This window comes from Clostridioides sp. ZZV14-6345 (genome assembly GCF_020657775.1).
Taxonomy (GTDB): Bacteria; Bacillota; Clostridia; order Peptostreptococcales; family Peptostreptococcaceae; genus Clostridioides; species Clostridioides difficile_D.
The window spans coordinates 1-26,192 of the sequence record NZ_JAGWCX010000006.1; the positions used below are offsets into that span (position 1 = coordinate 1).

Annotated in this window: 23 protein-coding genes and 1 tRNA gene; 4 read left to right on the forward strand and 20 right to left on the reverse strand. The window is 26.8% G+C overall.

Annotation, left to right across the window (positions count from 1 at the left end; translation table 11 throughout):
• A partial coding sequence (locus tag KGF39_RS02455; protein WP_227821056.1) for a MerR family DNA-binding transcriptional regulator occupies positions 1–272 on the reverse strand: 272 nt, incomplete at its 3' end.
• A 450-nt stretch (positions 273–722) separates the two neighbouring features.
• On the reverse strand, positions 723–1,208 hold the full coding sequence (locus tag KGF39_RS02460) for a cell wall-binding repeat-containing protein (RefSeq protein ID WP_308463828.1): 486 nt from the start codon (positions 1,206–1,208) through the stop codon (positions 723–725).
• A gap of 357 nt (positions 1,209–1,565) precedes the next feature.
• Between KGF39_RS02460 and rpsT the strand changes: the two genes are divergently transcribed.
• Positions 1,566–1,832 carry a 30S ribosomal protein S20 gene (gene rpsT / locus KGF39_RS02465; RefSeq protein WP_021385419.1) on the forward strand — a complete coding sequence of 89 codons (267 nt, stop codon included), beginning with the start codon at positions 1,566–1,568 and terminating at the stop codon, positions 1,830–1,832.
• Positions 1,833–2,021: 189 nt separating this feature from the next.
• On the opposite strand, the gene holA is transcribed toward rpsT, so the two are convergent.
• The 4 genes from holA to KGF39_RS02485 all read right to left on the reverse strand — a co-directional run bounded on the left by holA (position 2,022) and on the right by KGF39_RS02485 (position 6,533).
• Complete coding sequence (holA, locus tag KGF39_RS02470) at positions 2,022–3,065, reverse strand: DNA polymerase III subunit delta (RefSeq protein WP_227821057.1); 1,044 nt, start codon at positions 3,063–3,065, stop codon at positions 2,022–2,024.
• Positions 3,019–4,314 carry a ComEC/Rec2 family competence protein gene (locus KGF39_RS02475; RefSeq protein ID WP_308463827.1) on the reverse strand — a complete coding sequence of 432 codons (1,296 nt, stop codon included), beginning with the start codon at positions 4,312–4,314 and terminating at the stop codon, positions 3,019–3,021. Before KGF39_RS02475 ends, holA begins: the two co-directional genes overlap by 47 nt.
• Before the next feature lie 120 nt (positions 4,315–4,434).
• Positions 4,435–5,619 carry a GNAT family N-acetyltransferase gene (gene eis / locus KGF39_RS02480; protein WP_227821059.1) on the reverse strand — a complete coding sequence of 395 codons (1,185 nt, stop codon included), beginning with the start codon at positions 5,617–5,619 and terminating at the stop codon, positions 4,435–4,437.
• 8 nt (positions 5,620–5,627) lie between these two features.
• Complete coding sequence (locus tag KGF39_RS02485) at positions 5,628–6,533, reverse strand: phosphatidylglycerol lysyltransferase domain-containing protein (protein WP_227821060.1); 906 nt, start codon at positions 6,531–6,533, stop codon at positions 5,628–5,630.
• Positions 6,534–6,719: 186 nt separating this feature from the next.
• Here KGF39_RS02485 and KGF39_RS02490 point away from each other — a divergent pair, with 186 nt between their 5' ends.
• Complete coding sequence (locus KGF39_RS02490) at positions 6,720–7,556, forward strand: ComEC/Rec2 family competence protein (protein WP_227821061.1); 837 nt, start codon at positions 6,720–6,722, stop codon at positions 7,554–7,556.
• 126 nt (positions 7,557–7,682) lie between these two features.
• Here KGF39_RS02490 and KGF39_RS02495 read toward each other — a convergent pair whose 3' ends face one another.
• From KGF39_RS02495 to KGF39_RS02515, 5 genes are all read right to left on the reverse strand, one after another.
• Positions 7,683–8,390 carry a tRNA threonylcarbamoyladenosine dehydratase gene (locus tag KGF39_RS02495; RefSeq protein WP_227821062.1) on the reverse strand — a complete coding sequence of 236 codons (708 nt, stop codon included), beginning with the start codon at positions 8,388–8,390 and terminating at the stop codon, positions 7,683–7,685.
• A gap of 150 nt (positions 8,391–8,540) precedes the next feature.
• Positions 8,541–8,637 (reverse strand) — tRNA-Sec (locus KGF39_RS02500).
• Between the two features lie 244 nt (positions 8,638–8,881).
• Positions 8,882–9,721 carry a 3D domain-containing protein gene (locus tag KGF39_RS02505; protein WP_227821063.1) on the reverse strand — a complete coding sequence of 280 codons (840 nt, stop codon included), beginning with the start codon at positions 9,719–9,721 and terminating at the stop codon, positions 8,882–8,884.
• A 248-nt stretch (positions 9,722–9,969) separates the two neighbouring features.
• On the reverse strand, positions 9,970–10,644 hold the full coding sequence (locus tag KGF39_RS02510) for a uracil-DNA glycosylase (RefSeq protein ID WP_227821064.1): 675 nt from the start codon (positions 10,642–10,644) through the stop codon (positions 9,970–9,972).
• 36 nt (positions 10,645–10,680) lie between these two features.
• On the reverse strand, positions 10,681–11,052 hold the full coding sequence (locus tag KGF39_RS02515; RefSeq protein ID WP_054274484.1) for a NusG domain II-containing protein: 372 nt from the start codon (positions 11,050–11,052) through the stop codon (positions 10,681–10,683).
• 66 nt (positions 11,053–11,118) lie between these two features.
• On the opposite strand from KGF39_RS02515, the gene KGF39_RS02520 reads away from it, so the two are divergent.
• The gene (locus KGF39_RS02520) at positions 11,119–12,174 is read left to right on the forward strand and encodes an FAD:protein FMN transferase (protein WP_227821065.1); all 1,056 of its coding nucleotides are present in this window, start codon (positions 11,119–11,121) and stop codon (positions 12,172–12,174) included.
• 192 nt (positions 12,175–12,366) lie between these two features.
• Here KGF39_RS02520 and KGF39_RS02525 read toward each other — a convergent pair whose 3' ends face one another.
• The 7 genes from KGF39_RS02525 to KGF39_RS02555 all read right to left on the reverse strand — a co-directional run bounded on the left by KGF39_RS02525 (position 12,367) and on the right by KGF39_RS02555 (position 20,232).
• Complete coding sequence (locus KGF39_RS02525; protein ID WP_227821066.1) at positions 12,367–13,545, reverse strand: PatB family C-S lyase; 1,179 nt, start codon at positions 13,543–13,545, stop codon at positions 12,367–12,369.
• A gap of 53 nt (positions 13,546–13,598) precedes the next feature.
• A complete protein-coding gene (locus tag KGF39_RS02530; RefSeq protein ID WP_227821067.1) occupies positions 13,599–14,663 on the reverse strand; it encodes an aminopeptidase P family protein in 1,065 nt (354 codons plus the stop codon).
• A 98-nt stretch (positions 14,664–14,761) separates the two neighbouring features.
• Positions 14,762–16,024 carry a PTS fructose transporter subunit IIC gene (locus tag KGF39_RS02535; RefSeq protein ID WP_227821068.1) on the reverse strand — a complete coding sequence of 421 codons (1,263 nt, stop codon included), beginning with the start codon at positions 16,022–16,024 and terminating at the stop codon, positions 14,762–14,764.
• A gap of 24 nt (positions 16,025–16,048) precedes the next feature.
• Positions 16,049–16,366, reverse strand: a complete 318-nt coding sequence (locus tag KGF39_RS02540) for a PTS fructose transporter subunit IIB (protein WP_003416512.1) — start codon at positions 16,364–16,366, stop codon at positions 16,049–16,051.
• Positions 16,367–16,423: 57 nt separating this feature from the next.
• Entirely contained in the window at positions 16,424–16,879 is a 456-nt protein-coding gene (locus tag KGF39_RS02545) for a PTS sugar transporter subunit IIA (RefSeq protein ID WP_227821069.1), read from the reverse strand.
• A gap of 14 nt (positions 16,880–16,893) precedes the next feature.
• Entirely contained in the window at positions 16,894–18,783 is a 1,890-nt protein-coding gene (locus tag KGF39_RS02550) for a BglG family transcription antiterminator (protein WP_227821070.1), read from the reverse strand.
• Between the two features lie 87 nt (positions 18,784–18,870).
• On the reverse strand, positions 18,871–20,232 hold the full coding sequence (locus KGF39_RS02555) for a Sapep family Mn(2+)-dependent dipeptidase (RefSeq protein ID WP_227821071.1): 1,362 nt from the start codon (positions 20,230–20,232) through the stop codon (positions 18,871–18,873).
• Between the two features lie 172 nt (positions 20,233–20,404).
• Here KGF39_RS02555 and manA point away from each other — a divergent pair, with 172 nt between their 5' ends.
• Positions 20,405–21,349, forward strand: coding sequence for a mannose-6-phosphate isomerase, class I (gene manA / locus KGF39_RS02560; protein WP_227821072.1), 945 nt, complete (start codon positions 20,405–20,407; stop codon positions 21,347–21,349).
• Positions 21,350–21,460: 111 nt separating this feature from the next.
• Here manA and KGF39_RS02565 read toward each other — a convergent pair whose 3' ends face one another.
• The gene (locus KGF39_RS02565; RefSeq protein WP_227821073.1) at positions 21,461–24,199 is read right to left on the reverse strand and encodes an ATP-binding protein; all 2,739 of its coding nucleotides are present in this window, start codon (positions 24,197–24,199) and stop codon (positions 21,461–21,463) included.
• A 104-nt stretch (positions 24,200–24,303) separates the two neighbouring features.
• Positions 24,304–26,187, reverse strand: a complete 1,884-nt coding sequence (selB, locus tag KGF39_RS02570; RefSeq protein WP_227821074.1) for a selenocysteine-specific translation elongation factor — start codon at positions 26,185–26,187, stop codon at positions 24,304–24,306.
• Between the last annotated feature and the right edge of the window lie 5 nt (positions 26,188–26,192).

The following is a 26,192-nucleotide window of genomic DNA, read 5'->3' on the forward strand; positions in this document are numbered from 1 at the left end:
GCATTTGCATATTGTCTAAGAAACTCCACTTGATTTTTCAAATCATCTTTTTGATTAGAAGTTGAAACTCTTGTATAAATAACATTTTTTCTATTTACTTGTTCTTTATGTATTCCTTTATATTCTAAATATTGTTCATAAGTGTAATATCTTCTATCTGTTGGAGTTCTAAAAGCCTTTAATTTCCCTTCAACATCCCAACGTTGCAGAGTTCTGACTGAAATATTAATTAACTCTGCAAACTCTTTTGGTTTATAGTTATTGTTTTTCATATAATCACCTCTTGACTATAATTTACTATAAACAACTATATTTATCTATGTTTTTATTAATTAAAAACAACCTCCTTTTATAAAAATAAGATGCATGTTATTTTGTTTTATCATTATTAACTATAGGCGGAGAAGATATAATTGAAAGTTTTCTAAGTTTTAGATTTAATTTATGCTTTTGTTCTATATATGGCTTCAATAAGTCAGCTATACTTTTAAGAAGACTTTCTTATTTATTATCGCTCATATACAGAAATTCTTAAGTAAAAAGCACACTATCTTTTTTATAGTCTTGGTATTTCCCGCATCAATCCTACATGAAATACTGTAGAAAGTATAACAAATGTTTCTCCTTCCATAGATGCTGTATATTCCTTAATGCATAAACTATTTCAATTGTACCACACACACGATTTTCTTTGAATACTTCAATCATATTGTTCCAAAATTTTAACATGGTGATAAACTGTTGCACGAGGCTTCACCTTTAAACCCATTTGTTACCAGTACATTACCTGAGGTACCTTTTAATTCTAAAATCTTGTCACTTACCTTATAATTTCTACTAAGTCTATCTTTTCCTTCAATTCTTTCAACGTCAATATTTTTTCCCTTTAATAAATTCTCTACTTTTCTTCCTATAGAATTATTTCCTCCTATTATGTATACTTTTTTAACATTATTAAGTCTTTTTAATGTTAAATCTGGTATCTCATCTTTCTTAGTCAATAATATTGGCGCGTTTTCAACTCCAGCCAATCCACTTGCTGATAATCTATCTGCTAAACTATTATCCACATTGATAAGGATGACTTTAGTATAATTCTGTTTATCTGCAATAATGGCTGAAGTTTCATACTTATCTTTACCATTTGTATTATCAATCGAACTAAGTGCATTTGATACTATTGGAAAAATTATCTTAATTGAGCATATAAATTTATATTTTTATAAATTTTTTATTAAATTTACAAAAATGAGTAATTTCTTGCATTATCTTATAATTATTGGAAATACTATCAAAATGTATGTAAATAGTTTGTATTATCTCAAAATATTTGTTACAAAAATGAAATATTAATTTATATATATTAAAATATTTAAAACACAAAATATACCAACCTAAAAACAAGATATTGCAAATTATTTATACACAATCTATAGTCTAAAAAATCAAAATAAAAAACATTATTAAAATATATAAATAATAATCCTTGATTTTTAGATTTATTTCTGTTAAAATCTAATATGTTGACGATGAATATGATAAAAAAATACAGGGAGGTGAACACGGTGGCAAATATAAAATCAGCTAAGAAAAGAATAGGTGTTATCGAAAAGAAAACTGCTTTAAATAGAGTTAGAAAATCTCAAATAAAAACTGCAATAAGAAGATTCGAAGATGCTGTTGCAGCTGGAAACAGAGAGGATGCTGTTGCTAAGTTCCAATACGCTCAAAAAAGAATATACCAAGTAGCTTCTAAAGGAACTATACATAAGAATGCTGCAGCTAGAAAAGTAGCTAAATTAGCTCAAAAATTAAACGGTATGAACGCTTAATTACCAGTTTATATTTCTTATATATAATAACCCCTATGTAGGGGTTTTTTATTTTGTAAATTTATACAATAAAAAATAAATAGTTAGACATATTATAGTTAATTGTACATCCTTAGTCTTAATTTAGCGTACTTCTACTCTGAGCTATAACATATCTTGCTATTTATTTTTTATTAATCTATAGATTTTTTATATTGCTTCTCTTTTACAGTATCTACTAACCAACATTTCAACAGCTAAAGTATCTCTTATAAGACCTGTCTTTATTTTATAATCACTTTCTAATATATAATTTAATATTTCCACAATTATATCATCAGAAAAATTTTTAGTTTGCTTTAATGCTTTTCCTACAACAAATTGATGCATTTTTAATTTATCAGCTATGAGTTTTGTTGAATATCCATCAAGTTGTAACTGTCTTACTTGCATAATTATTTTAAATTGTCTTGCTATCATAGAAAATATACCTAAAACAGACTCTCCTTCTTGTATCATATCGTTTAGTATTTTCATTGCATTGGAAGCATTTTGTTCTCCAATATAATCAATTAATTTAAATATATCATTCTCAACTTTTTTTTGAGATAATTTATCAATTACGTCATTAGTCACATTATTTCCTTTACCAACAAATGAACTTATTTTATTTATTTCATTTTCTAAATCAGATAAAGTCTTTTCACTACTCTTATCTCTATATCCTTCTTGTTCAATAAAATACATTATTTGAGAATTCTCTATTATGACTTCATTTAAAGCAAAAGATTTTTTTATCCACTTAAATAAATCCATATCAGAAAGCTTGTCACAATCAAAAACAATTCCATTATTACCTATTTTCTTAACTAGAGATTTTCTTTTGTCAATATCTCCATATACAACAAAAACTATAGTGGTAGTGTCTGGAGTGTTGTCTAAATGTTCAATTAAGTATTTCTCATCACTATCTGTAAAATTCTTTTTCTTCCCTTTTAATAGTTCAAAATCTTTTATTATTACTATTTTCCTATCATCCATAAATGGAAGTGTTTCTATAGAGCTTATAAGCTGATTTAAGACTATTTCCTTTCCATCTATTATATCTAAATTAAAATCAAGCATTCCCTCGTTTAGACTACCTTTAAATGCTTTTATTGCATTCTCGATTAGATAATACTCTCTTCCATAAAAAAGATACATTTTTTCAAAATTTTTCTCTTTTACATTCCTTATAATATCCTTGTAATTCATTCTCTTGCTCCTTTATCTCTTTTCCTTCTATGTAAAATATGTAAAAAAACACTCCTATGTAATAAATAACAACAATATAAAATTTAGGGTTTTCTATATTAATGTATGCAAAACTTAAATTGCTGAGTTTTTCTAGTAAAAAAAATATGCTTTCTATCAGTGTACTATTAAAAAAGGATATAATTTTAGCTATTATTACACTTACTTTGAATACTATTAAACTTGCGATACTAAGATACATTATTACTCCTACAAATGGTACTATAATTAAATTTCCTATAACTGAAAGCAGTGGTATGCCTTTAAATGTATAGTATATTATAGGCAAAGTTAATATATTTGAAGATATTGTCAATGATACCATACTTAATTTTATAATACTATTTATTTTATTGTAGAATATTAATATAGAAAGTGTCGCTAAAAAAGATAATTGAAAACTTACATTATATATAACATAGGGGTTATTCATAATTAAAACTATCCCTATTAGAGACAATGCTGATATTCCATCCTTTTTTCTATCAATAAATATTGATAAATAGAAAACCATAACAAATGCTATAGACCTAATTATGGATGGAGATGCACCTACCATTATACAATATAAAGTTATAAAAATCGACAATATTAATAATTTATACAATTTATTTATACCTCTTAATAGAAAAGATATAATTACGCATAGTATACCTGTATGAAGACCCGATATAGATATTACATGACTAGTTCCTGTTCTAGTGAATATTTCTTTTTGCTCATCAGTCAAATTTTCAACCTCAGCTAATAATATAGAATTTATAAAATCTGAGTTTTTCTTATATAAATATCTGTAAGTCTTACTAACATAAAATTTTATTTTACCCACTAAGGAATATATTTTATTTTTTCCAATAACTTTATAGTTATTTATGTATATTATACCTTTATATCCAGTACTTTTTACATACCTTCCATAATCAAAGTTATCATACTTCATTTTATCTAAACTTTTAAATTTGCCCGTAATACTGACTTCTTGACCGGTTTTCATATTTTTATTTCTTGTATAATCATTTATTAGAAAAACGCCTACTTTATATTGATTGTATTTTTTCTTTTTAATTTGCCCTTTAACAACTCCCTGTATAATTATTATCTTATCATTAAGCTCTTCATCGTTTTTTACGTTATTCGTAATGATAAATGATGTAACTATCACAAATGTTAATATAATTAATAAAGGTCTTCTTATTTGAATTATAATCACTCCTACATAAAAACATATTATTTAGATTATTTTCAAATAGTAGATTTTTAAACAAGATAAATTATTATATAAACAAAATAATACGTCAAAAGATTATAAAAAACTTTTGACGTATTCTACTTATATATATTCATTTATATAGTTATTTTTTTTAGAGAAAATACAATTAAGTACTTCTATTGTTTCTTCTGAAACACCTTTTATATCATTTAAGAAAAGAGCTTCTTTTACATCTATATATGAAAATGCTAACTGTGTTAAGGTATTTATATCTAATTTAATATCAAAACCTTCTTGAATCTTTTCTGTGCCTTTTTCATCTAATCTCTCTACAGATACATTTCTATTATGTATAGAAATTTTAAATAGCCCATTATTTTCATCTATAAACTTGTCTTCTATTAATAAATTAACTGAGCTATTAATATCCTTATCAATATCCATATCTTCAATAAATTTCTTTACATTTATAACTCTTCCCATCATAAAAGGTTTTATTTTTATCTCACTATCCTTAGGGTTGTCTAATATGAATCTCATCTTATCTATTACAGGAGTAGATATATTAGCTATCTTACATTGAGTATTGTGATTATATATAAATCTAAGCATTGATTTAAGAGCATCTATATTTTTATAAAATAACTCTCTAACAAACATTTTGTCTCCCTGAAGAAAATAAACTATATATCCATCCTTTTCATTTCCTTCATGAATGTATAAAAGTCCATCTTCACTTTGAATCTCTTTAAATAAGTTTTCATAATAATGTTCATCTTTTAACACATTACCATTAACCTCATTTAAAAAAGCTCTATCTATTTGTATCAACTCATCTATTTGTGATAAATCAGACTTTATCATTTTTCCACTTGATTTAAAATTTTTTAAGTCATCTGTGTTAATAGTATATTCAATCTGGTCATAACAATGCTCATATCCAAATCTTCTATAAAGTCTATAGTCAATTGGCATCAATATAGAAACTAATTGCCCTCTTTTATACAATTCATTTAAAGTAAATTTAATAACTTTACTCATATATCCGGTTCCTCTTCCTTCTGGAAGTGTAGAAACCCCTACTACATACGATGTATTGTATACCTTGTTATTTAGTAGTAACTTATACTGATTTAGCTGAAGAGAGGAAATAATTTTTCCTTCATCTAAAGCTACTACAGTATTTTCAGATTTATATTTATCACTAAAATAGTACTTCATGAAACTTTCACTGTCGTTAAAACAATAACTCCAAATTTCTTTTATACTTTCTATTTCTTCTTCTTTAGCATATCTAATCTCCATATAGTCTACTAAGCCTCCCTAACACTGTACTTTTCAACAAATCTGCAAGGATGATAAGAAAGTTTAGCCTTTCTTAAACCTTCAATACCTAAGTCTTCTTCTCTGTTCACAAACTCAACATCCTTAAATTCACTTACCAAAAATTGTTGGTTTATAAATGGATACAGACCTCTTATATCAGGATTAGCTTTTTCTATATGAATCAATGCCATATTTGGATTTAAAAGTTCTCCTATACTAAAAGCTTCTAATTTTCCATCCACATAAACACCAAAAACTTTTACCTTATCTTTTAGTATGTCATAATGGTTAAATATTTTTTTGATACCTATTAATTCATCATCCATACTTTCATCAAATTCATCATTTTCTTCTTTATTGCTTTCCCATTCTTTCATTAATACCAAACATTCATCGAAGTTTTCTTTATCTAATAACTTGGCTTCATATCTACCTGCATACTCTTTTAAGAAATAATTTATATGGTTTCTCTTCTTTTGATTCTTCTTACCAGCTAGAGTTCTTAAACTTTCTGCATCATAAATATAGTCAAATAAATCTCTTTCTTCTATATACTCAAATCTATCTGGATATTTTTCTTTTAAAAACTCTACTACTTCAGTAGTAATACCTCTTAGGTATATTTTTTTGTTATTTCTAGAAAAATATTCAAGTACAAAATCTACAACTTCTGGAAGTTTGTCTTTTTTAGCAAGTGGTAATATTGAGAAACTATCTCCTTCATATTCCCCAACTAAAACAGCAAAATCTTCACCTATATAATATCCTGTCTTATAAACATGTTGCCACATATATAAAGTACTAAAACAGTACTCACAAGCTTCATAATCTACTAAATCAAAATATGGGTCTAGCTCCTTTTTTGAATTTAGTTCAATATATTTAAAAAACATAAAATCCTCCTACCTTTTTATTGCTTAATTTTTAAAAATTTTATTTTGTATCTATAAAAACTCCAATTTTGTTATGGTATTAATTTCATTTATATTGTCTAAAATATAAAATATAATAAGTTATATATATCTTATATTACCCATCATAAATTTATATAAACATGTAATGAATGGAGTGATTTTTTATTGAGAAATAAAATTTTTTTATCAATACTTATTATAATATCACTTTTAAGCGGCTGTGACAAAAAATCTCTACTATCTATACATATGATTGATGTTGGACAAGGTGATAGTATTTTAGTTCAAACACCTACAAATAAGAATATATTAATTGATGGAGGTGATGAAGATAGTGAAAACATAATTACTAGTTATCTTAAACAAAAAAGAATAAAAACTATTGATACTATAATAGCTACACATCCAGATTCAGACCATATAGGAAGTCTTGATAATGTTGTAAAAAAATTTAAGGTAAACTCTATGTATATGCCTGAACAATCAACAGATAGTGAAGCTTATCAAAATCTAATAAATTCTTGTACTGATAAAAACTTATCTATTCAGTATCTCTACAAAGGTGATGTTTTAAATATTGATAACAATATAAATATATATGTATTAAGCCCTTCACATATACAAGAAGAATCTAATTTAAATTCAATAGTTTTCAAATTAACTTTTAATAATAACTCTTTTTTATTTATGGGCGATGCTGAAGAACCAAATGAAAAAGAAATTTTACATTCCTTTGAATTAAACAATATTAATTTTATAAAAATAGGTCATCATGGAAGTAATTCATCGTCTTCTTTAGAATTTATAAAAAAAATTAGTCCAGATATAGCTACAATATCATGTGGATATAAAAATCAATATGGTCATCCACACAGAGAAGTTATTAATACTCTAAAACAAAACCATGTATCAATTTATAGAACAGACAGAATAGGAGATATTGTTTTTTATAGTGATGGAGAAATTATATTTACAAAACATAAATATGAGATAGATACATAATATAAAAAACAAAACTATAACTACATAAAATAATTAGGCTAAAAGTATGAATATAAAATTATTTTATATTAATGCCTCTAGCCTTCAAGTTGGTATATAAAATTTATAAATTAAAATATTTAAAACTTATTGTCCTAATAGTTCATTAACTATTACAGATGCGATTACTAGCCCTCCTACAGAGGGAACAAATGATACACTACCCGGTGTTACTTTTCTACCATTCATTACTTTCTTTTTAAGTTCTATTGGCTGTTCAGTCGAATATACTACTTTTAATTTTTTGATGCCTCTATCTCTAAGTTCTTTCCTCATAACTTTAGCTAAAGGACAAGTGCTTGTTTTGTGTATATCCGTAACAACTATTTTAGTTGGGTCTAACTTATTTCCCATACCCATAGAACTTATTACTTTTAATCCTTTTTTTTCACAAGTTTCAATTAGATGTATTTTAGAACTTACCATATCTATTGCATCCACAACATAATCATATCTTTCAGTCAGTATTTCATCACTAGTATCTTTATTATAAAGACTTCTTATTTTTTTTATATTGATATTAGGATTTATATCTAATATTCTTTCTTCCATAACGTCAACTTTATACCTTCCTACAGTTGAATGTAGGGCTGGTATTTGTCTATTTATATTGGTTATATCTACATCATCAAAATCTACAATAGTAATATTACCCACTCCAGCTCTTACTAAAGCTTCAACAGTAAAACTGCCAACTCCTCCAACTCCAAATACTATTACATTTGAATTATTAAGTTTTTCTATCCCATCATCTCCAGCTAGAAAACTAGTTCTCGTTGTAAAATTATTTTCCATCTTTCCACACTCCTAGACTTTTATCTAAATATATAATAGTATTAGAAAATTCACAATATATAATACAAAATATTATATATTATTAAAAATAAATTATCTTAAAATAAATTTAAAAAGGTATCTTTTAATTAAAAGATACCTTTTACATACTGGCGGGAATGCGTGGGAATCGAACCCACCTAAGAGGCTCTTAACCCCTCATACTAGTTTTGAAGACTAGAGGGCACACCGGCACCCATCCACTCCCATAATGAAAGCCTTCTCAACGAAATCTATAATATCATATATTTTGACTCTTTGCAACAATTTTTATAGATTTATCTGATAGAAAACTATAATTTAAATAGTTTTTATCTATACATAGTTAAAATTTACATGTTTTATTATATATCTAAAATAAAAAACTGGAAATTATATTTTAAGAATCTATAAAGAGTTTCTTCTCTATACTAATTAAAATATAATTTCCAGTGTAAATATAAATTATTTAACTATTTTAATATACGTATATCTATAGTTTTTCTACCCCAGTTATAAACTGTTTTTGAATCATTCATATAGATATCAATTTTATTTCCTTTTATTGCTCCACCACAGTCTTCTGCAGTAAATACCATATCAAATTGAGGTATATAAACTTTAGTTCCATATGGTATAACCTTAGGGTCTACAGCTATTGTTCCCCATTTAGGTTTTGTTCCTGTTGCAGTTATACTATGACCAGTATATGCAGTTGCTACTACTCTCATATTTTTACCATTATTACTACTACTGCTACTAGATGATGAAGAAGCCATTCTTCTTGAGTTTTCTCCCCTTGATGAAGCGACTTGCATTTCCACCTTAGTTCCTTTGCTTACAACCTTATTTACTGGCTCAGCTTTAACAACTTTTTTCACAAATTCCTTTTCTACTTTCTTTCCATTGTGATAAGTTTCTTTATATATTAATTCACTTTTACCAGACTTTCCTTCTTCTTTAACTTTAGAATCTCCCTTTAATAAAGAATTGTCTTCAACTACTGTAACTTCAAATGGAATGTCTTTAGTTTCTACAACTGTTTTTTCCTTTACATCAATTACTTCTATTTTATCCCCATTAGATAACTTTGAATTCTCATCTAAAGTAACTATATCATTTGCATCATAGCTGATGTTTTGAGATTCTAAAAGATCTCCTACATTAGAACTGAATGTTGATATAGTTCTTTCTTCCCCCTTTACTACTAGTGTTACTTGTTTATTAAGTGCAGAGTATCCTGATAATATTCCAACTGATAAAACAACCGCCATTGCCGAGACTTTAACATTACTCAATTTTTTTAAATTCATATAAAATTTCCTCCCTCAGATTTTTTACACTATATATTTTGCTTCATAAAATTCTGCTTTGTAAGTTTCTTTTTTTATTTGTGTTTTTTGTGTAACTAAATTGTAACTATTTTTTCAAGAGTTGTCAACTTGACAAAAAAATAGAAATATGCTTGTATAGTATTTTCAACTATTCAAACATATTTCTATTAGTTACAACAATGTCATTGTTTATTGTTGTTTTGTTATTATTTTGTTACCTTTTATTTTTATATATTTTCTATTTGCCAATTGATAGGTTCTTTTCCTAGCTTTTCCAAAATTTCATTTATCTTAGAGAAGTGTTTACATCCAAAAAAGCCTTTACTTGCTGACAAGGGGCTTGGATGAGGCGCTTCCAAAATATAATGCTTACTTGTATCAATCAACTCTACTTTTTTACGTGCATTACTTCCCCATAATACAAAAATAACTGGGTCTTCACGTTTACTTAAAATAGATATTACTCTATCAGTGAAAATTTCCCAACCTTTATTCTTATGAGAATTAGCTTCATGTGCTCTAACAGTAAGAGCAGTATTTAAAAGTAACACTCCTTGGTCTGCCCAAGGCATCAAATATCCATTATTAGGTATAAAACACCCTAAATCATCTTTTAATTCTTTATACATATTCAATAGAGATGGTGGAATTTTCACTTGTGGTTGAACTGAAAAAGCTAAACCATGAGCTTGATTATCTCCATGATATGGGTCTTGTCCTAATATTAAAACTTTTGTATCTTTATATGAAGTGTGTTTTAAAGCTTCATATATATTGTGCATATTTGGAAAGATTTGTCGTGTTTTATATTCTTCTATAAGAAATTTTCTTAAATTTAAGTAGTAATCTTTTTCAAATTCTTCTTTCAATAATTCATCCCAATCATTTCCCAAATTAACCATAATTATCACCAATTCCTTTCAATTATTTTTATTATTTTATTTAGAAATTATATCTTCTTGATTATCATTCTTTTCATTTGTATTTATTTTTATGCTCACTCTATTAGGTATACAAACTATACTTTGACTTGGCTTATTTATAAAGCCAGTATGTACGCAAACCTTATCAGGACATGAAGCATCTACTATCTCAACCCCTCTATCATGAATCTTGACTATGTTATACCCCCCTCTATTCTCTATTTTAAATTCTTCTTTGGCATTTATTGAAACAGTTTTATACAATTTATTATCTACATAAATCTCAATATTTCCAGCATTTTTAGAATTTATAACATTTATTATCCCATAACATGCTGTAATAATAACCAAAACGCCCAAAATAAGAAGAATGTCTTTTTTCTTCATTTTTTGTCCTCCTATGAAATTATGTTATAATAAAATAATAACACAATTTCATAGGAGGAATATACCATGAATAAGAAAAAAATCACATTTATTTTTGTGATATTGATTTTAGCATTAATTTTATTTTCATTTTTTAGGAGTTCAAGCCAGAATACTAAATATAGTAAAACTAGCTACTACCTTGGTACAGTAAATGAAGTCACTGTATTTAATGTAAAAGAATCCAAAAGTGATAAAATCTTAAATGAATGTGATTCAATTTTAAGATATATCGACAACAAAATGAGCACTCATATACCAGGAAGCGATGTTTCTAAGATAAATGATAATGCTGGTAAGAATTTTATCAGAGTTTCTGATGATACATTCTTCGTTGTAAAAGAAGCCATACAATATTCCAAATTATCAAGTGGATATTTTGACATAACAATTGGTCCATTATCAAATTTATGGGCAATTGGAACAGATAAAGCTAAAGTGCCAAGTGATTCTGAGATACAAAAACTTCTGCCTCTTATTGATTATAAGAACATTGTATTAGATGAAAAAAATAAATCTATAAAATTAACCAAAGAAAATATGAAAATTGATTTAGGAGCAATAGCTAAAGGATACGCTGCTGATAAAATTGTATCCTATTTAAAATCAGAGGACGTAAAAAAAGGTTTAGTAAGCTTAGGAGGAAATATATTTACTTTAGAAGATGGTAAAAATGATAAACCCTTTAAAATAGGTATTCAAGACCCAACTAGTAAAAATGGTGAGTCTATAGGAAACATAGAAACTACAAATAAATCTGTTGTTACCTCTGGAATTTATGAAAGATTTATTGAAAAAAACGGAAAAACATATCATCATATGCTAAATCCATTTACAGGGTATCCTTTTGAAAACAACCTAAGTAGTGTTACAATAATCTCTGATAAATCTATTCATTGTGATGCTTTATCCACTTCTACATTTGGGCTTGGACTTGAGAAAGGTATGGATTTAATTAATAGCATTGATAATGTAGGTGCTATATTTATAACTAAGGATAAAAAAGTATACTTAACTAAGGGTATAAAAGATAATTTTAAACTTACAGATAAAGCTTTTTCTATTGAAAAATTAAATAAATGATGAGTTTAAATAATAACTATATCTATTATACATACAAAATACATAAGAATTTAAATAGTTATCACATAACTAATTCAAATTTAAGTTTTATATAAAATATGGTATATACTAAGTAATCTAAGACAAATTGTACTTATGTATATACCATATTAATAGTTTAAATTTATATAAAACACTAATTCAACCAAATTTTTATAAAGACTTTAAAAATAAATCCATTCTATTTAGAGCTTCAATTACATTTTCTTTTTGAGTTCCTAAATTTATTCTAACATAGTTTTCACCATCTTGTACAAAATGGCTTCCATCTTCTAATAATACTCCTGTATCGATAGCCAACTTATCTGTAAATTCACTTGCACTTATACCTAATCCACTTATATCCATCCAAGCTAAATAAGATGATTCCATCTTCATCAATTTTATCTTACTATATTTATTTACCCAAGCTTCTAAAAGTTCATAATTTGATTTTATATATTCATTTACACCACTTAACCATTCGTGACACTCATTATAGGCAGTTATCAATCCTAATATTCCAAATACATTTGGAGAAGTTATAGAATTTTGCTTTAGTTTATCTCTAAATCTATCTCTTATATTCTTATTTATGACTATTGAGTAAGAAGTCTTTAATCCTCCAAGATTAAATCCTTTGTTTGGTGATGTCAATAGAATAACATTTTCTAAAAGCTCTTTTTCAATCTTAAGTATTGAATTAAATTCACCATAGTGAATATGCTCTGCATGTACTTCATCTGCAACCAAAATAACATTATTTTCTTTACATATAGTTGCTACTCTTGTCATTTCTTCAATTGTCCATATTCTTCCAGATGGATTATGTGGTGTACAAAACATCATTAATTTAGGTTTATTTTCCTTAATTTGGGCTTCTAATTTATCAAAATTTATATAATATCTATCATTTACAACATCTAATGTGTTACAAACTACATTTACACCCTGTTTTTTTGCTGATGATTCAAAAGGGTCATAAACTGGTGTATTTAATATTATACTATCACCTTTTTTACAAAAAGCTTGCACTACATAATGAAGTGTCGATACAGTTCCATAAGTTAATGTAATCCATTCTCTTTTTACATTTACCTCATGCATATTTTTTTGCCATCCAATAACTGAATCATAAAATTCATCGTAACAGTATGTATATCCAAATACCCCTCTTTTTACAGCCTCAATAAATTTATCTTCTATTTCTGTTGGTATTTTGAAATCCATATCAGCAATCCACATTGGTACAAAATCTTCTTTAATATCTCCAAACTTATCTCTTATGATATTTAAATCCCATTTTCTACACTTTTCACTTATTCTATCTGGTCTATCATCAAAATTATACATTTAAATTTACCTCTTCTTTTCTTATTGTTATAAAATATTTATCTAATTTATTTTTAGCTTACAACTATTAAATCCTTAGTAGATGTAGTCAACCTCACACATCCACCTTGTGTTATAAGTACATCATCTTCTATTCTTACGCCTCCTAGAGTTGGAACATATATACCTGGCTCTATAGTTACAATCATTCCTTCTTTTAATACTTCATTTGATTCAGGAGCTAATGCAGGATATTCGTGAACCATAATTCCTACACCATGACCTAGATTATGACCAAAATTATCAGCATATCCATATAAGCTAATTATATTTCTTGCAACTTTATCTATTTCACCAGTAGTCATTCCTGGTTTTAAAACCTTTATACACTCTTCATTTGCTTCTCTTACTATATTATATATTTCTTCTAACTCTTTATTTATAGTCCCCATACAAATGGTTCTAGTAATATCTGAACAATAATTATTGTACTTAGCACCAAAATCAAAAGTAACAAAATCTCCATACTCTATAATTTTTTCACTTGCTTTTCCATGAGGTAATGCTCCTCTAAGTCCAGACGCAACTATTGTATCAAAAGATTCTTTTTGACCACCTAACTCTTTTATAACCCTAACAATTTCATTTTCAACTTGCTTTTCAGTCATACCAACTTTTATAAAATCAATTATATGATAAAATGTAGCATCGACTATTTCACAAGCTTTTTTTATATATTTTATTTCATCTTCATTTTTTGATTCCCTTAATGTAGATAAATCAACTGATTTTAAGGTTGCACTTAACTTATTACTCATACTTCTATATGAATCAAAAGATACTTCATTTCCTTCAAATCCAATTTTGTTTATATTCTGCTCTCTACAAATATCATTAATTATATCGAAATGAGTTCTAGTTTTGTCCATTAATACTACATTAAACAAGCTCGATTTTCTTTTAACTTCTTCAAAATATCTAAAATCTACTATTATATATTGTGCTTCTTTCGTTATAAAAACATAACCTGAAGAACTAAATAGATTTCCAACATAAAACTTATTTGTAGTACTATTGATAAGAAATCCATCTATATCATATTCTCTAAGATACGCTCTTACTTTTTCTATCTTCTCCATATCTTATCTCCACCGCCTTTAATTAATCATATAGGTAAGGCTGGTAATATTAAACCATATTACCAGCCAAGGTTATTTATAGATAGTAAAATTAAATACTAGTCGATATAATCTACAACAAGTTTACCATCTTTTATTAATTTATTTCTGTAGAATATATTTCCTACTGCTATGAATATAGCACCAACTGCTATACCTATTACATATCCAAATAAGTTATCTACTAGAGGCCATGCCCATACAGCTGACTCTGGGAACCATTGAATTGCTCCTAGAATTATACCTGTAATAGCTCCTATTACACTTCCTACTATGTTTAAAGGTATAACAAAACCTGGTCTTTCAAGTGCAAATGGTATTGCTCCTTCAGATATGCCCATAAATGATAAGAATATAGAAGTTTTTCCTGCTTGATAGAATTGTCTATCATATACTCTTCTTCCTACTAATCTTTTATCTAATAATGTTGTTAATCCTAATCCAATTGGAGGAACAACTATAGCTATTGTTCTTGCTGTTATTGGCAGTACATTTTCTGTAGTTAAACCAAGTGCAACGAATCCTGCTGCTTTGTTTATTGGTCCTCCTAAGTCAAATGCTGTAGCTGCTGCTAAAGCTGTTGCATATACATATTCTCCAGCTGCTCCTGCTGCTGTTAAGAAGTTTTTCATACTTTCATTAATTAATCCACCAAATGGAGTTATTATAAATATCATCAATACCATACAAGTTAATGATGCTATTAATGGTATTAAAAATGTTGTTTTAAAAGCTAACCAGTTGTGAGAAACTCTTATAGATTTGTTTAACCATTTTACAAAATATCCTATTATGAATGCTATTAATATTGCACCTAAAAATCCTGATGCAACTGGAACAACTTCAGTCCATTGTCCATCTACAAATTGTGGTACACCTACAGGTTTGTTAGCTATATATCCACCTATAAAACCTGCAATTAAAGCTGTTTTTCCTCCTATAGAGTTTGCACAAAATGCTGCAAATAGTGGTATTGCAAAGCCAAATAAAGTAAATCCGAAATTTGACATTAATTGTGCCATATTTAAAAGACTAAGTTTGAATCCTGTAAATTCTCCTGAATTCATAGCATCAACTATACCCACAGATGGGTCAAGTCCTAATATAGCATATGGTATTAATTGAGATAAAGCCCCTATAAGTCCACCCATTACTAAAACTGGTATCATATATGATATACCTGTCATTATATGCTTACTTATTTCCTTCCATTTTCCATTTCCCTTTGATTGAGTTGGATTAGATGGAGTAGATTTTCCTACATTATTTCCTCCTGTTGTAGAAGCACCTGAACTGTTTATAACTTTTTTCTTAATTGCCATTCTATTTCCTCCACAATAAATTTATTATATTCCTAAATCTTCTTCTATTTCTTTTATAACACCCTCTGCATTTTTTATAGCTTCTTGTAATTCAACTTCATAAACTTCACAACCATCAAATCTTTCCATACCTTCTGGTGTTATTGCTACTGCATGTATTATCATAGTTGCTCCTAATATATCATCTCTTGTTAACTCATTTTGAACACCATCTGCACCTTGAGTTTCAACTTTTGCTTCATAACCTAATGCCTTTGCTGCTTGCTCTATTGCTTCTGCTGCCATGAAAGTGTGAGCTAGTCCCATTGGACAAGCACATAATGCTACTAATTTTTTATTCATTTTAAATTCCTCCTATTTTTTATTAATTATTTGTTTTATCTTAACCTTAGTGTTTAATTATAAACCTAAAGCTTCATTTATTAAGTTAGATATTTCTTCAGTATCATTACTCTTTAAAAGAGAATCTTTAAAATCTTTATTTATTAATTTTCTTGAAAGAGATGACAATAATTTAAGGTGAATATTTTCTTTACTTTTTCCTGGCATAAGTAAGCTTATTGCCAATTTAACATTGTCTTCACCTTCATTCCAAACAACATCCTCATTAAACTTCAACACTACTACTGCTGGATTTTCAATTGCATCGTTTTTAGTATGAGGTATTGCTATAGATTCACCTAAATTTGTAGTAAATTGTTCTTCTCTAGCCATTAAACCTTCATATACCAGATTTTCATCTTCTGTTAAGTTTAATTCTTTAGCTTTTTTTGCTATAAATTTTAAAACATCAACCTTTGATTTAGCATCAACGTTTAAAAACACATATTCTTTGTTAAATATGTTTGTTCCCATTATTAACTTCCTCCTTAATTACCTATCAGTGCCATTAATTTATTAAAGTCACATATTTTAATAATTCCTCTTACTCCACCTTCATCTTTTATAAAATTATAAAGGTATTTAAATATCGAGAAATTATGCTTTTCTTTAGTATTAAAAAATACCATAAATACTAGCTGAACTTCTTGTTTATCCCAAATTATTGGATTTTCAAGTATTCCAACTCCTATTATAGATTTTTTGTCTCCCTTCACTATTGTGTGAGGTATTGCTACTAGATTTCCTATTTCAGTTGATGAAATATTTTCTCTATCTATTATGCTTCTTATAGAACTTTCTTCTATAAAGTTTCTTTCTTTTAGTTTATTTGAAAGTGAAAGTATAACCTCTTCTTTAGTACTAGCCTTTATACTGAAAAAAGCTTTCTCATCAAACATATTACTTATTATCTTTCTTCTTTCTTCCTTTTCATAAAAGGCTTTGTTTACGTTTTCAATTAAGCTATCATCAAATATATTTTCTATATATAGCACAGGTTTTTTATATCCTTTTAATTCAACCGTAGATACTATCAAATCAACATCTTGACTTATAGCCATATCAAGATATCTAACTGGATAAACACCTACAACGCTTAAATCACTTATATTCTGCTTTAACTTTTCAGAAATAAGTTGTCCTGTTCCTATACCATAATGACAAACTATACAAATCTTCTTACTAGTATTTTTTTTCATTCTTTCATTTGAAGCAGCAAAGTGAATAGCTATATATCCAAGTTCATCTTCATCAAGTTTTAAATTAAACTCAGTTTCTAGTTTATTTGATAAAAACACAGCTAGATTAAAAGCTATAGGAAACTTCTCTTTTATCTGATGGAGTAGAGGATTATTTGATTTTATATTAGCTTTAGCTCTATTTAAAAATCTCTTTATATGGTCAGATACTGATATCATAAACTCTTCATCCTTTGTGTAATCACTACCTGAAATAAGTAATATATCTTGAAGTGCACTACTTATAACATTACTTATTCGCTCCTCTAGTTCACTTGTGTTTTGTCTCCCTTGTGTGTCTTTATATGCTATTACACCAGAGTAATTTGAAATATAAATTACCTCATCTTCAATAAGTTTAAATCCAATCTTATCAGATATCTCTTTCATTAAAGTTTCTATAAAGTAGTAATTATGAAATCTATAATTTGTATCCATCAAGTTTATATTATTACTATGACCTCTCTTACTCCTAAACACAGAAACAATTATCTTTGAAAGCAAAAGATTAAAATCTTTATCTGAAATTATTGTATCTTTTTCTCTTAAATGTCTTTCTAAAATGCTTTCTATACAGTGTATATCGTTTTCACTGATGTCATCTAGAAACACCTTTACTTTACTTTTTTCATCTAATTTTATTGCATAGTCAGTAATTAATTGTCTTATATTAATTTCTTCACCATGTATATAGCTTCCATAGTAAGGTTTAGATTTTATAACTAAGTCATACTTTTCAAGTTTTCTTTTAAGCTTACTAGACAATTTGTTTATAGCGGCTATACTTAGATTTAATTCTTCTGCCATTGCTTCTATACTCATATAATTTTTGTTAATAAGCATACATATTATATTTGACAATCTTGATTCTTCAGAATCATCTAAAAAACCATCAATATATTTATTCGCTTCTTTAACAGCTCTTGCTATATTACTTTTAGAGCCGCTTAGCTTATATCCTATACCTCTAGAAGAAGCTATTACCAAATCATACTTACTTAAAATACTATTTAAGTCTGCTATATATCTTTTAATAGTTTTAGTAGACACATCCAATTTAATAGCTAGTTCGTTTGATGTCATATATCCGTCTTTATTGCTTAAACTTTTTACTATTACTGCATGTTTCTTAGTTATCATTGTATCACCTTCTCTTTGATTTCAATTATATATCAAGTAAAATTTTAATTGTATATATAATATGTCTATATAAGGGACATTTTGTATTTATATTTTGTTACACAATGTAATTATTGCCTCTGCATATATGGATATTGCAGTTATAAATCTGTCTAAGCTAGCAAATTCATTTGCACTATGGACATTTCCAAAACTACCATCAGGAAATTCACAACCAAATATTACTGAATTATACATTTCAGAAGCATAACTTCCTGCACTAGTTACTCTAACATTGTTTTTTAAATCTCCAGAATACTTTACATATATATCATGCAAACTTCTTACAAGTTTTGTGTTTTTATCTATATAATTTGCTTGCTTTAAATTTTCCCCAATAACCTTGAATTTATTAATGTTATTTTTATTCATATACAAATTAAATTTTTTTATTATAGTTTCAATTGTTAATACTTCAGGATATCTAACACTTAAAACAACTTCTAACTTTCCATCTATTATATTTATTATTGTTGGAACCATTGATAAAATCCCACATTTTCCTTCAATATTTAAATCAAATAATTTTCCATCTATATTATCTTGATTTATTAACTTATACAAGTCTTTTGCCCAATCTTCATCAATATTTTCTGCTAAAAGTTTAATTGTACCTAATACAGGATTGATTGACTTTTCAGGTTTAGATGAATGCCCACCTTTTCCATGTATAACATAATCTCCTTTATCATAACTTATTGACATATTATTAAAATCACAATATATATTATCCTTACCCAATTTTTTTATATTTTTTATATACACTTTATCTGGTATTGTATTAAATTCTATTCCACCACTTATATATAAAGATTTATTGTCTATATCTGAAATTAATTTTATTACTGCTCCACCTTTTTCCCCATTTAGTACAGGAAATTTAGCATCTGGAGTAAATCCATATACACCATATGGTTCTTTACTATAATAGTGTTTTATACACTTAAATCCACTTTCTTCATTTCCTCCTGCTATTAATCTAACCTTTCTTTTTAAATCAATATTTAAATTTTTTATCATTTTTAACGCTAAAAAATTCACTATCATAGGTCCTTTGTTGTCAGATACTCCCCTAGCAACTAATTTATCACCTATAATATTTAGTTTAAATGGCTCGCTATCCCATCCTTCACCTGGATTTACAACATCACAATGCCCAAATATATCTACATACTCTTTACCATCTCCATATTCAATTTGAATAGCATAATTATCTATATTTTTTACTTTAAAATTGTTTTTTCTACCTAGATTTTCAAACCAATTTAATGCATCATATACCCCTTTTCCAAAAGGCATGTCTTTAGATACTGTTTTTTTATCATAAAATGAAGGTATACTTACCCATTCTTCCAACAGCTTTAAAAATTCTTTTTTGTATTTTTTGCCTTCTTCTTTAAATAATTCCATAATTATCACTCCAATTTAGAACTTTATATTATATATCATAGTTTATCTTATTTGATAACTCCTTATACTTTATGTCATTTCAAGGGACAAAACTTTTTTACTATTGATTTTATAATCTATTTATATATAATTATTTGTAGGATAAATTTAATATCATAGGAGGAACAGAATTATGGAACCATTATTTTTAAAACCTATTTTTATGGATAGAATATGGGGTGGTACTGCACTTAAAGATAAATTTAATTATGAAATAGATTCACCAACAACTGGTGAGTGTTGGGCGATAAGTTCTCATAAAAATGGAGATTGCTTAATAGAAAATGGAGAATATAAAGGTAAAAAGCTATCTGAATTGTGGAATAAAAATAGAGAATTATTTGGAAATACACCTGGTGATAAATTTCCTTTGCTTACAAAAATATTAGATGCAAATGATAATCTATCAGTTCAAGTTCATCCAAATGATGAATATGCTAAGAAAAATGAAAATGGAGAGTTGGGCAAAACAGAGTGTTGGTATGTAATAGATTGTTCTGATGATGCAGAAATTATAATAGGTCATAATGCAAAATCTCATAAAGAATTTGTAGATATGATAAATAATAATGAATGGGACAAACTACTTAGAAAAATTAATATAAAAAAGGGAGACTTTTTCTATGTTCCAAGTGGAACTATACATGCTATATGTAAAGGAACATTAATTTTAGAAACTCAGCAAAATTCAGATACTACTTATAGAGTTTATGATTATGATAGAACTGACAATTCAGGTAATAAACGTGAACTTCATGTTCAAAAATCCATAGATGTTACTAATGTTCCTCATACAAATTTTGATACTGATTATAAAATTGTATCAACATCAGACTTTAAATGTACAACATTTGTATCAAATGAATTTTTCAGTGTTTACAAATTAGATGTTTTTGGAAAATGTAGTTTTACACACAATACACCTTTTTCTTTATACAGTGTATTGGATGGCAATGGAAAATTAATACACAATTCTGTGAAATATGATTTAAAAAAGGGAATGCACTTCATATTACCAAGTGAATTTGGAGATTTTAGCTTTGAAGGTAATTTGGAAATTATATGCTCTCATATATAAAATCTAACTAAAAATAGGCCATCATAATGACTTACTTTATGATGACCTATTTTTATAAAATACCTACTTAAACATATAGTATTTTGATTTCATCTTTGTTTATAAAAATCTCTAATAATATATATCAGAAAATTCTATTTTTATTTTTTCTTGAATGTTATATATTCTCTTATCTTCTGTGTAATGTTCACTATTAAAACTCTTCATTGGAAGTGAAATTATGAATTCTGTACCTTTATTCACTTCACTTATTACTTCTATATCTCCACCATGAAGACTTACTAGATTCTTGACTATAGCAAGACCTATTCCACTTCCTTCAGTATTTCTAGATAAAGTCTTATCAACTTGTGAAAATTCTTCAAAAATCAATTCTAATTTATCTTGAGGTATTCCAACTCCAGTATCTTTTACACTTATAATTACTTTATCTATTTTATAATGAATATTTACACATATCCAGCCTCCATTATCAGTAAACTTAACACAGTTTGACAATAGATTCAACATAATCCTCTCAATTTCAACCTTATCGATATAAACATTAATTTCTTCAAGTTCTGTATCAAATAGAATTTTTATATCTTTTCTACTTGCATACTCTTCTATATTCATAAATAAATCTTCTATTACAGATACAATATTGTATTTTGCAAGTTTTAGTGTATAGAAACCAGAATCCATCTTGGTTAAATCTATGATATTATTTATTAATCTTTGAAGCCTGTAAGAGCTTTGTCTAACTAAATCCACATGAGATTTAATATTATTATTGTAGTCTTTTATCTTTTCAGTTCTATAGAAAGAATCTACTAGTTGATTTGAACTTGATATAACATTTAGTGGAGTTTTTAACTCGTGAGACATATTTGCAAAAAACTCAGTTTTGATTTTATCTGTTTTAAATCTTTCAAGCAGTTCTTTTTCTGCTTGTTCAGAATATTTTTTATGTGCTAAATCTTTTATAATAAGCATTATATATCTAGTATTATATATAGCAAAAGGTAATGCACTTAATTCTACTTCTACTATATTATCATAACTATTTATCAACTCATACTCTAGTAAAAGTATGCTTCTATTTTCGTTTAGAACTTTAGCCATATTATCAGTAAATTTCATTTTTTCTTCAGTATTTGCATTCATTAGTAGCCTAATATTAGAGTCTTTTATATCATCTATATTTGTAAAAGCTAGCATATCTAAAAACGACTTATTTGCATAGTTTATACTTAAGTCTTCTTTCAATAAACATATGCCATCAGGTAATATGTCTATAAATCTTGAATAAGATGATTGACTCTCTTCAAGTTTTATTTGAGATATTTTTCGAGAAGTTGTATCACGTATCACAATAATAGTTTTATCAGTCCCACCATTAGTATACTGAGAAAAACTCATCTCTACGTACTTTACTTCACCATCTATTACATATCTTTTTTCTATACTTTCTTCACTTTTACATACTGATGAAAAATCAATACTTTCTAATTTATTTTTAAAAATTTCTCTACATGCATTATTAACATATATTTTGTTACTACCTTCAAGCACTACTATGCCATCTCCAACACTTTCTAAAAAATCTCTGCTTCTCTTATTTGCTTCAATAAGTTTACGTTCGTATTCCTTTTTCTTAGTCTTATCTTCTAGTACACATAATACTCCTTCTATTTGTGAAGCAATAATTAAAGGAGCAAGTATAGCTTGATAAACTTTATTATCGCTTGTATTAATGAGTTTTTCTACATTATTTTCATGTACAAATACATAATGAATACTTTCTATTAAATCATTGAAGTTTTTTATTTTATCAGTCAGTTTATCTTGTTCTTTATAATCTCCAAAAATATTTCTAAAACTCTTGTTTGCATATGTAATTTCTCCATCTTTACTAAATACAACTATACTATTTACTGCTACATCTAATGTAGATTGTAGTCGAGATTCTCTTTTTATAAGTATTTCCTTAAGTTCCTCTATCTTTTCTGTTTCATATATTAATTTTTTGTTCTTTTCTTTCAAACTTTCCGTTTTTATTGTTAATTCTTCATTTATATCATGTAATTCTAGTGCTGTTTTCTTAATATTCTCAGATACTATGTAATTATATAAATAATATATGGCTACATTTATTATTATCTGTGATAAGATTCCCTCTACATGCCTATCATCAATAACCATATGTAATAGATTTGGAATCCTTGATAAGATTATTATTATTATTATTCTATTAAAAAGCTTTTTTTCATTATATTCCCATTTACCTTCATTCGCACTTGAGTTTAATTCAACTGCACTTACAATAAAAATAATTATCATAAATACAGACGTTATAATTCCTAAAGAATATTGTGATGTATCATTTAATAGATAGTTACAAATCCCAGATATTATGAATAAAGATATTATTGTTAAGGTAACAGTTGTTATAAATAAAATTACACTTGAATGAATTTGTTTATTATCTTTAACAAATTTAAAACTTAAGTATACACCTAGCATAGGAAATAAATCTGTTATTGATGATATTGTGATATTAATATCTATTATAGACCGAGTTCTAATTCCCAAGGAATTAAATAAATATATACACTCCAATGCTCCAGTAGCTGTAAAAATTAATCCTAAAAATGTAGAAAATGAATCTACTTTAAATTTTGTAGTATTAAATATAACTATTCCTGTAGCTATTAAGAATACCGCATATATAGCATGTAATAAAGTTTCATATTTATCTTTATCTTTTATAATAAATAATAAAAGTACTGAGCCCATTATTATAAATAAAAGGCTCATGTCTTCTCTTTCTTTTATATCTGGTTTTACAGCAGGCATTATATTTTTCAATACTTTACACTTCCTCTTAATTAATATTTTATACTAATTAATTATACGATACTCGACATTATAATTCCTTCTTTATGCCTCAAAGCAAAAACAGACATTTTCTGCTAAAACAAAATTCTTTTATTTTCTACTCTCTTAGTTATTTTGTTTCTATCGAAGTTTTCCAATATAATCATGCAATTTTTTCTACTAGAATCAATCAAATCTCTGTATTCTCCTAGTGTTATTTCTTTATTTTCTTTTATATAATTTATCAAAGTATTCTTTGCATCTTCATAAATACCTTTGTCCATTATATACAAATCATCTAATTTCTCTACTTTATTACCTATCATTGACTCCAATACTTCAGCATAGTTATGATTTCCTTCAGAAACTTCATCTATTGTCAGTATAGAAGAAACTCCACATGATTTTAATCTTTTTTCTATTTTTTTTGCTATTTCTTTTTGTTTCTCATTTAAAATAACCTCAAAATCAAATAGAGATACTATATTATTTTCTATTTTTATGACATTTTCTGTAGATAATTTTTCTAATAAAATATCCATCTCTCTAGTCTTGAAATTACTTTCTATCTTAGACCTTACTTCTTCTTTTAACATCCCTTTTCTAAGTCTATACTTTTTATGATACTCACCTAAAAGATTTATTGTGTTTTCTTTTAATTTATTATATTGATTTATATGAATATACATATTTCCTATAATAAATACTTTATTTTCTGATATAAGTGTCTCAAGTGATTTTTTTACATGTTCTTCATGAGCACCACTATAACTCATTATTTCTTTTATATTTGGATAATTTTTTAGATTCCTTTTTAAGTACTCTTCTATGATATCTTTAAGTTCACCTTTTTCTTTTATTTTTAATACTTCTATAACTTTTTCGTCAAATCTTTTATGTTTTTTAGGAGATGGGTCAATTATTACACCTCCTCCTATAGTTTCCATTGGAGAATAGCGTCTAACTACAAATGTATCGCCTTTCTTAGATACTATGCTTTCTTCAAGTCTTAACTGAACATAACCACTTTCTCCATTTTCAATTAATTCTTTATCTAGTGGGACTGCTCTACAAAGTATCTCTCTAGTTCCATGATACAATCTTAATCTATCCCAATGTTTTAATCCTTTATCTAAATGATTTACTAATGATAATTTTACATCCAACATCATTGATTCCTCTAGTGAGTTTGGTGCAGCTAAAACATCGCCTCTTTTTATATCATCTACTTTTATATTTGATATATTGATTGCTGTTCTTTGTCCTGCATAAGCTGTATTTTTATTTTCTCCATGAACTTGTATACTTCTTATTTTTGTTTTTAGTACTTGTGGATATATAACCAAATCATCTTCTATACTTATCTTTCCTTCTATTAAAGTACCTGTTATTACTGTACCAAACCCTTTTATTGAAAATACTCTATCTATATTAAGTCTAGCTGGAGAATTTTCATTTTTATCTTCTATATCATCACTCATTTTATCTATTTTTTCAATAAGAGTGTCTATACCTTTTTTAGATATAGAATCAACTTCAATTATTTCCGCGTTTTCAAGAAAAGTTCCTTTTATTTTTTCACAAATATCTTCTTTTACCAACTCTCTAAATTCATCATCTACAGTATCAGACTTAGTTAGAACCACTATTCCATTTTTGATATTTAAAAAGCTTAAAATATCTAAATGCTCAACTGTCTGTGGCATAACTCCTTCGTCTGCGGCTACAACAAGTAAAACTATATCAAGCCCTGATGCTCCAGCTAGCATGTTTTTTATAAACTTTTCGTGTCCTGGTACATCTACAATTCCAGCTCTTCTATTGTTTGGTAAATCAAAATAAGTAAATCCTAAGTTTATTGAAATACCTCTCTTTTTTTCTTCATCTAATGTATCAGTTTCTCTTCCCGTTAATGCTTTTATAAGAGTAGTTTTCCCGTGGTCAATATGACCTGCTGTTCCAATTACTACATTTTTCATTTTTT

Excerpts from the sequence above, each read along its gene's own strand:
- manA (WP_227821072.1), top strand. The coding sequence starts at position 20,405 with ATGGAACCATTATTTTTAAAACCTATTTTTATGGATAGAATATGGGGT.
- holA (WP_227821057.1), bottom strand. The coding sequence starts at position 3,065 with ATGAATTACAAGGATATTATAAGGAATGTAAAAGAGAAAAATTTTGAA.
- KGF39_RS02525 (WP_227821066.1), bottom strand. The coding sequence starts at position 13,545 with ATGTATAATTTTGATGATAGACCAGATAGAATAAGTGAAAAGTGTAGA.
- KGF39_RS02555 (WP_227821071.1), bottom strand. The coding sequence starts at position 20,232 with ATGGAATTATTTAAAGAAGAAGGCAAAAAATACAAAAAAGAATTTTTA.
- KGF39_RS02495 (WP_227821062.1), bottom strand. The coding sequence starts at position 8,390 with ATGGAAAATAATTTTACAACGAGAACTAGTTTTCTAGCTGGAGATGAT.
- KGF39_RS02545 (WP_227821069.1), bottom strand. The coding sequence starts at position 16,879 with ATGGGAACAAACATATTTAACAAAGAATATGTGTTTTTAAACGTTGAT.
- KGF39_RS02535 (WP_227821068.1), bottom strand. The coding sequence starts at position 16,024 with ATGGCAATTAAGAAAAAAGTTATAAACAGTTCAGGTGCTTCTACAACA.
- KGF39_RS02485 (WP_227821060.1), bottom strand. The coding sequence starts at position 6,533 with ATGTTTTTTAAATATATTGAACTAAATTCAAAAAAGGAGCTAGACCCA.
- eis (WP_227821059.1), bottom strand. The coding sequence starts at position 5,619 with ATGGAGATTAGATATGCTAAAGAAGAAGAAATAGAAAGTATAAAAGAA.
- KGF39_RS02540 (WP_003416512.1), bottom strand. The coding sequence starts at position 16,366 with ATGAATAAAAAATTAGTAGCATTATGTGCTTGTCCAATGGGACTAGCT.
- KGF39_RS02550 (WP_227821070.1), bottom strand. The coding sequence starts at position 18,783 with ATGATAACTAAGAAACATGCAGTAATAGTAAAAAGTTTAAGCAATAAA.
- selB (WP_227821074.1), bottom strand. The coding sequence starts at position 26,187 with ATGAAAAATGTAGTAATTGGAACAGCAGGTCATATTGACCACGGGAAA.
- KGF39_RS02520 (WP_227821065.1), top strand. The coding sequence starts at position 11,119 with ATGAATAAGAAAAAAATCACATTTATTTTTGTGATATTGATTTTAGCA.
- KGF39_RS02510 (WP_227821064.1), bottom strand. The coding sequence starts at position 10,644 with ATGGTTAATTTGGGAAATGATTGGGATGAATTATTGAAAGAAGAATTT.
- KGF39_RS02515 (WP_054274484.1), bottom strand. The coding sequence starts at position 11,052 with ATGAAGAAAAAAGACATTCTTCTTATTTTGGGCGTTTTGGTTATTATT.
- KGF39_RS02505 (WP_227821063.1), bottom strand. The coding sequence starts at position 9,721 with ATGAATTTAAAAAAATTGAGTAATGTTAAAGTCTCGGCAATGGCGGTT.
- KGF39_RS02530 (WP_227821067.1), bottom strand. The coding sequence starts at position 14,663 with ATGGAGAAGATAGAAAAAGTAAGAGCGTATCTTAGAGAATATGATATA.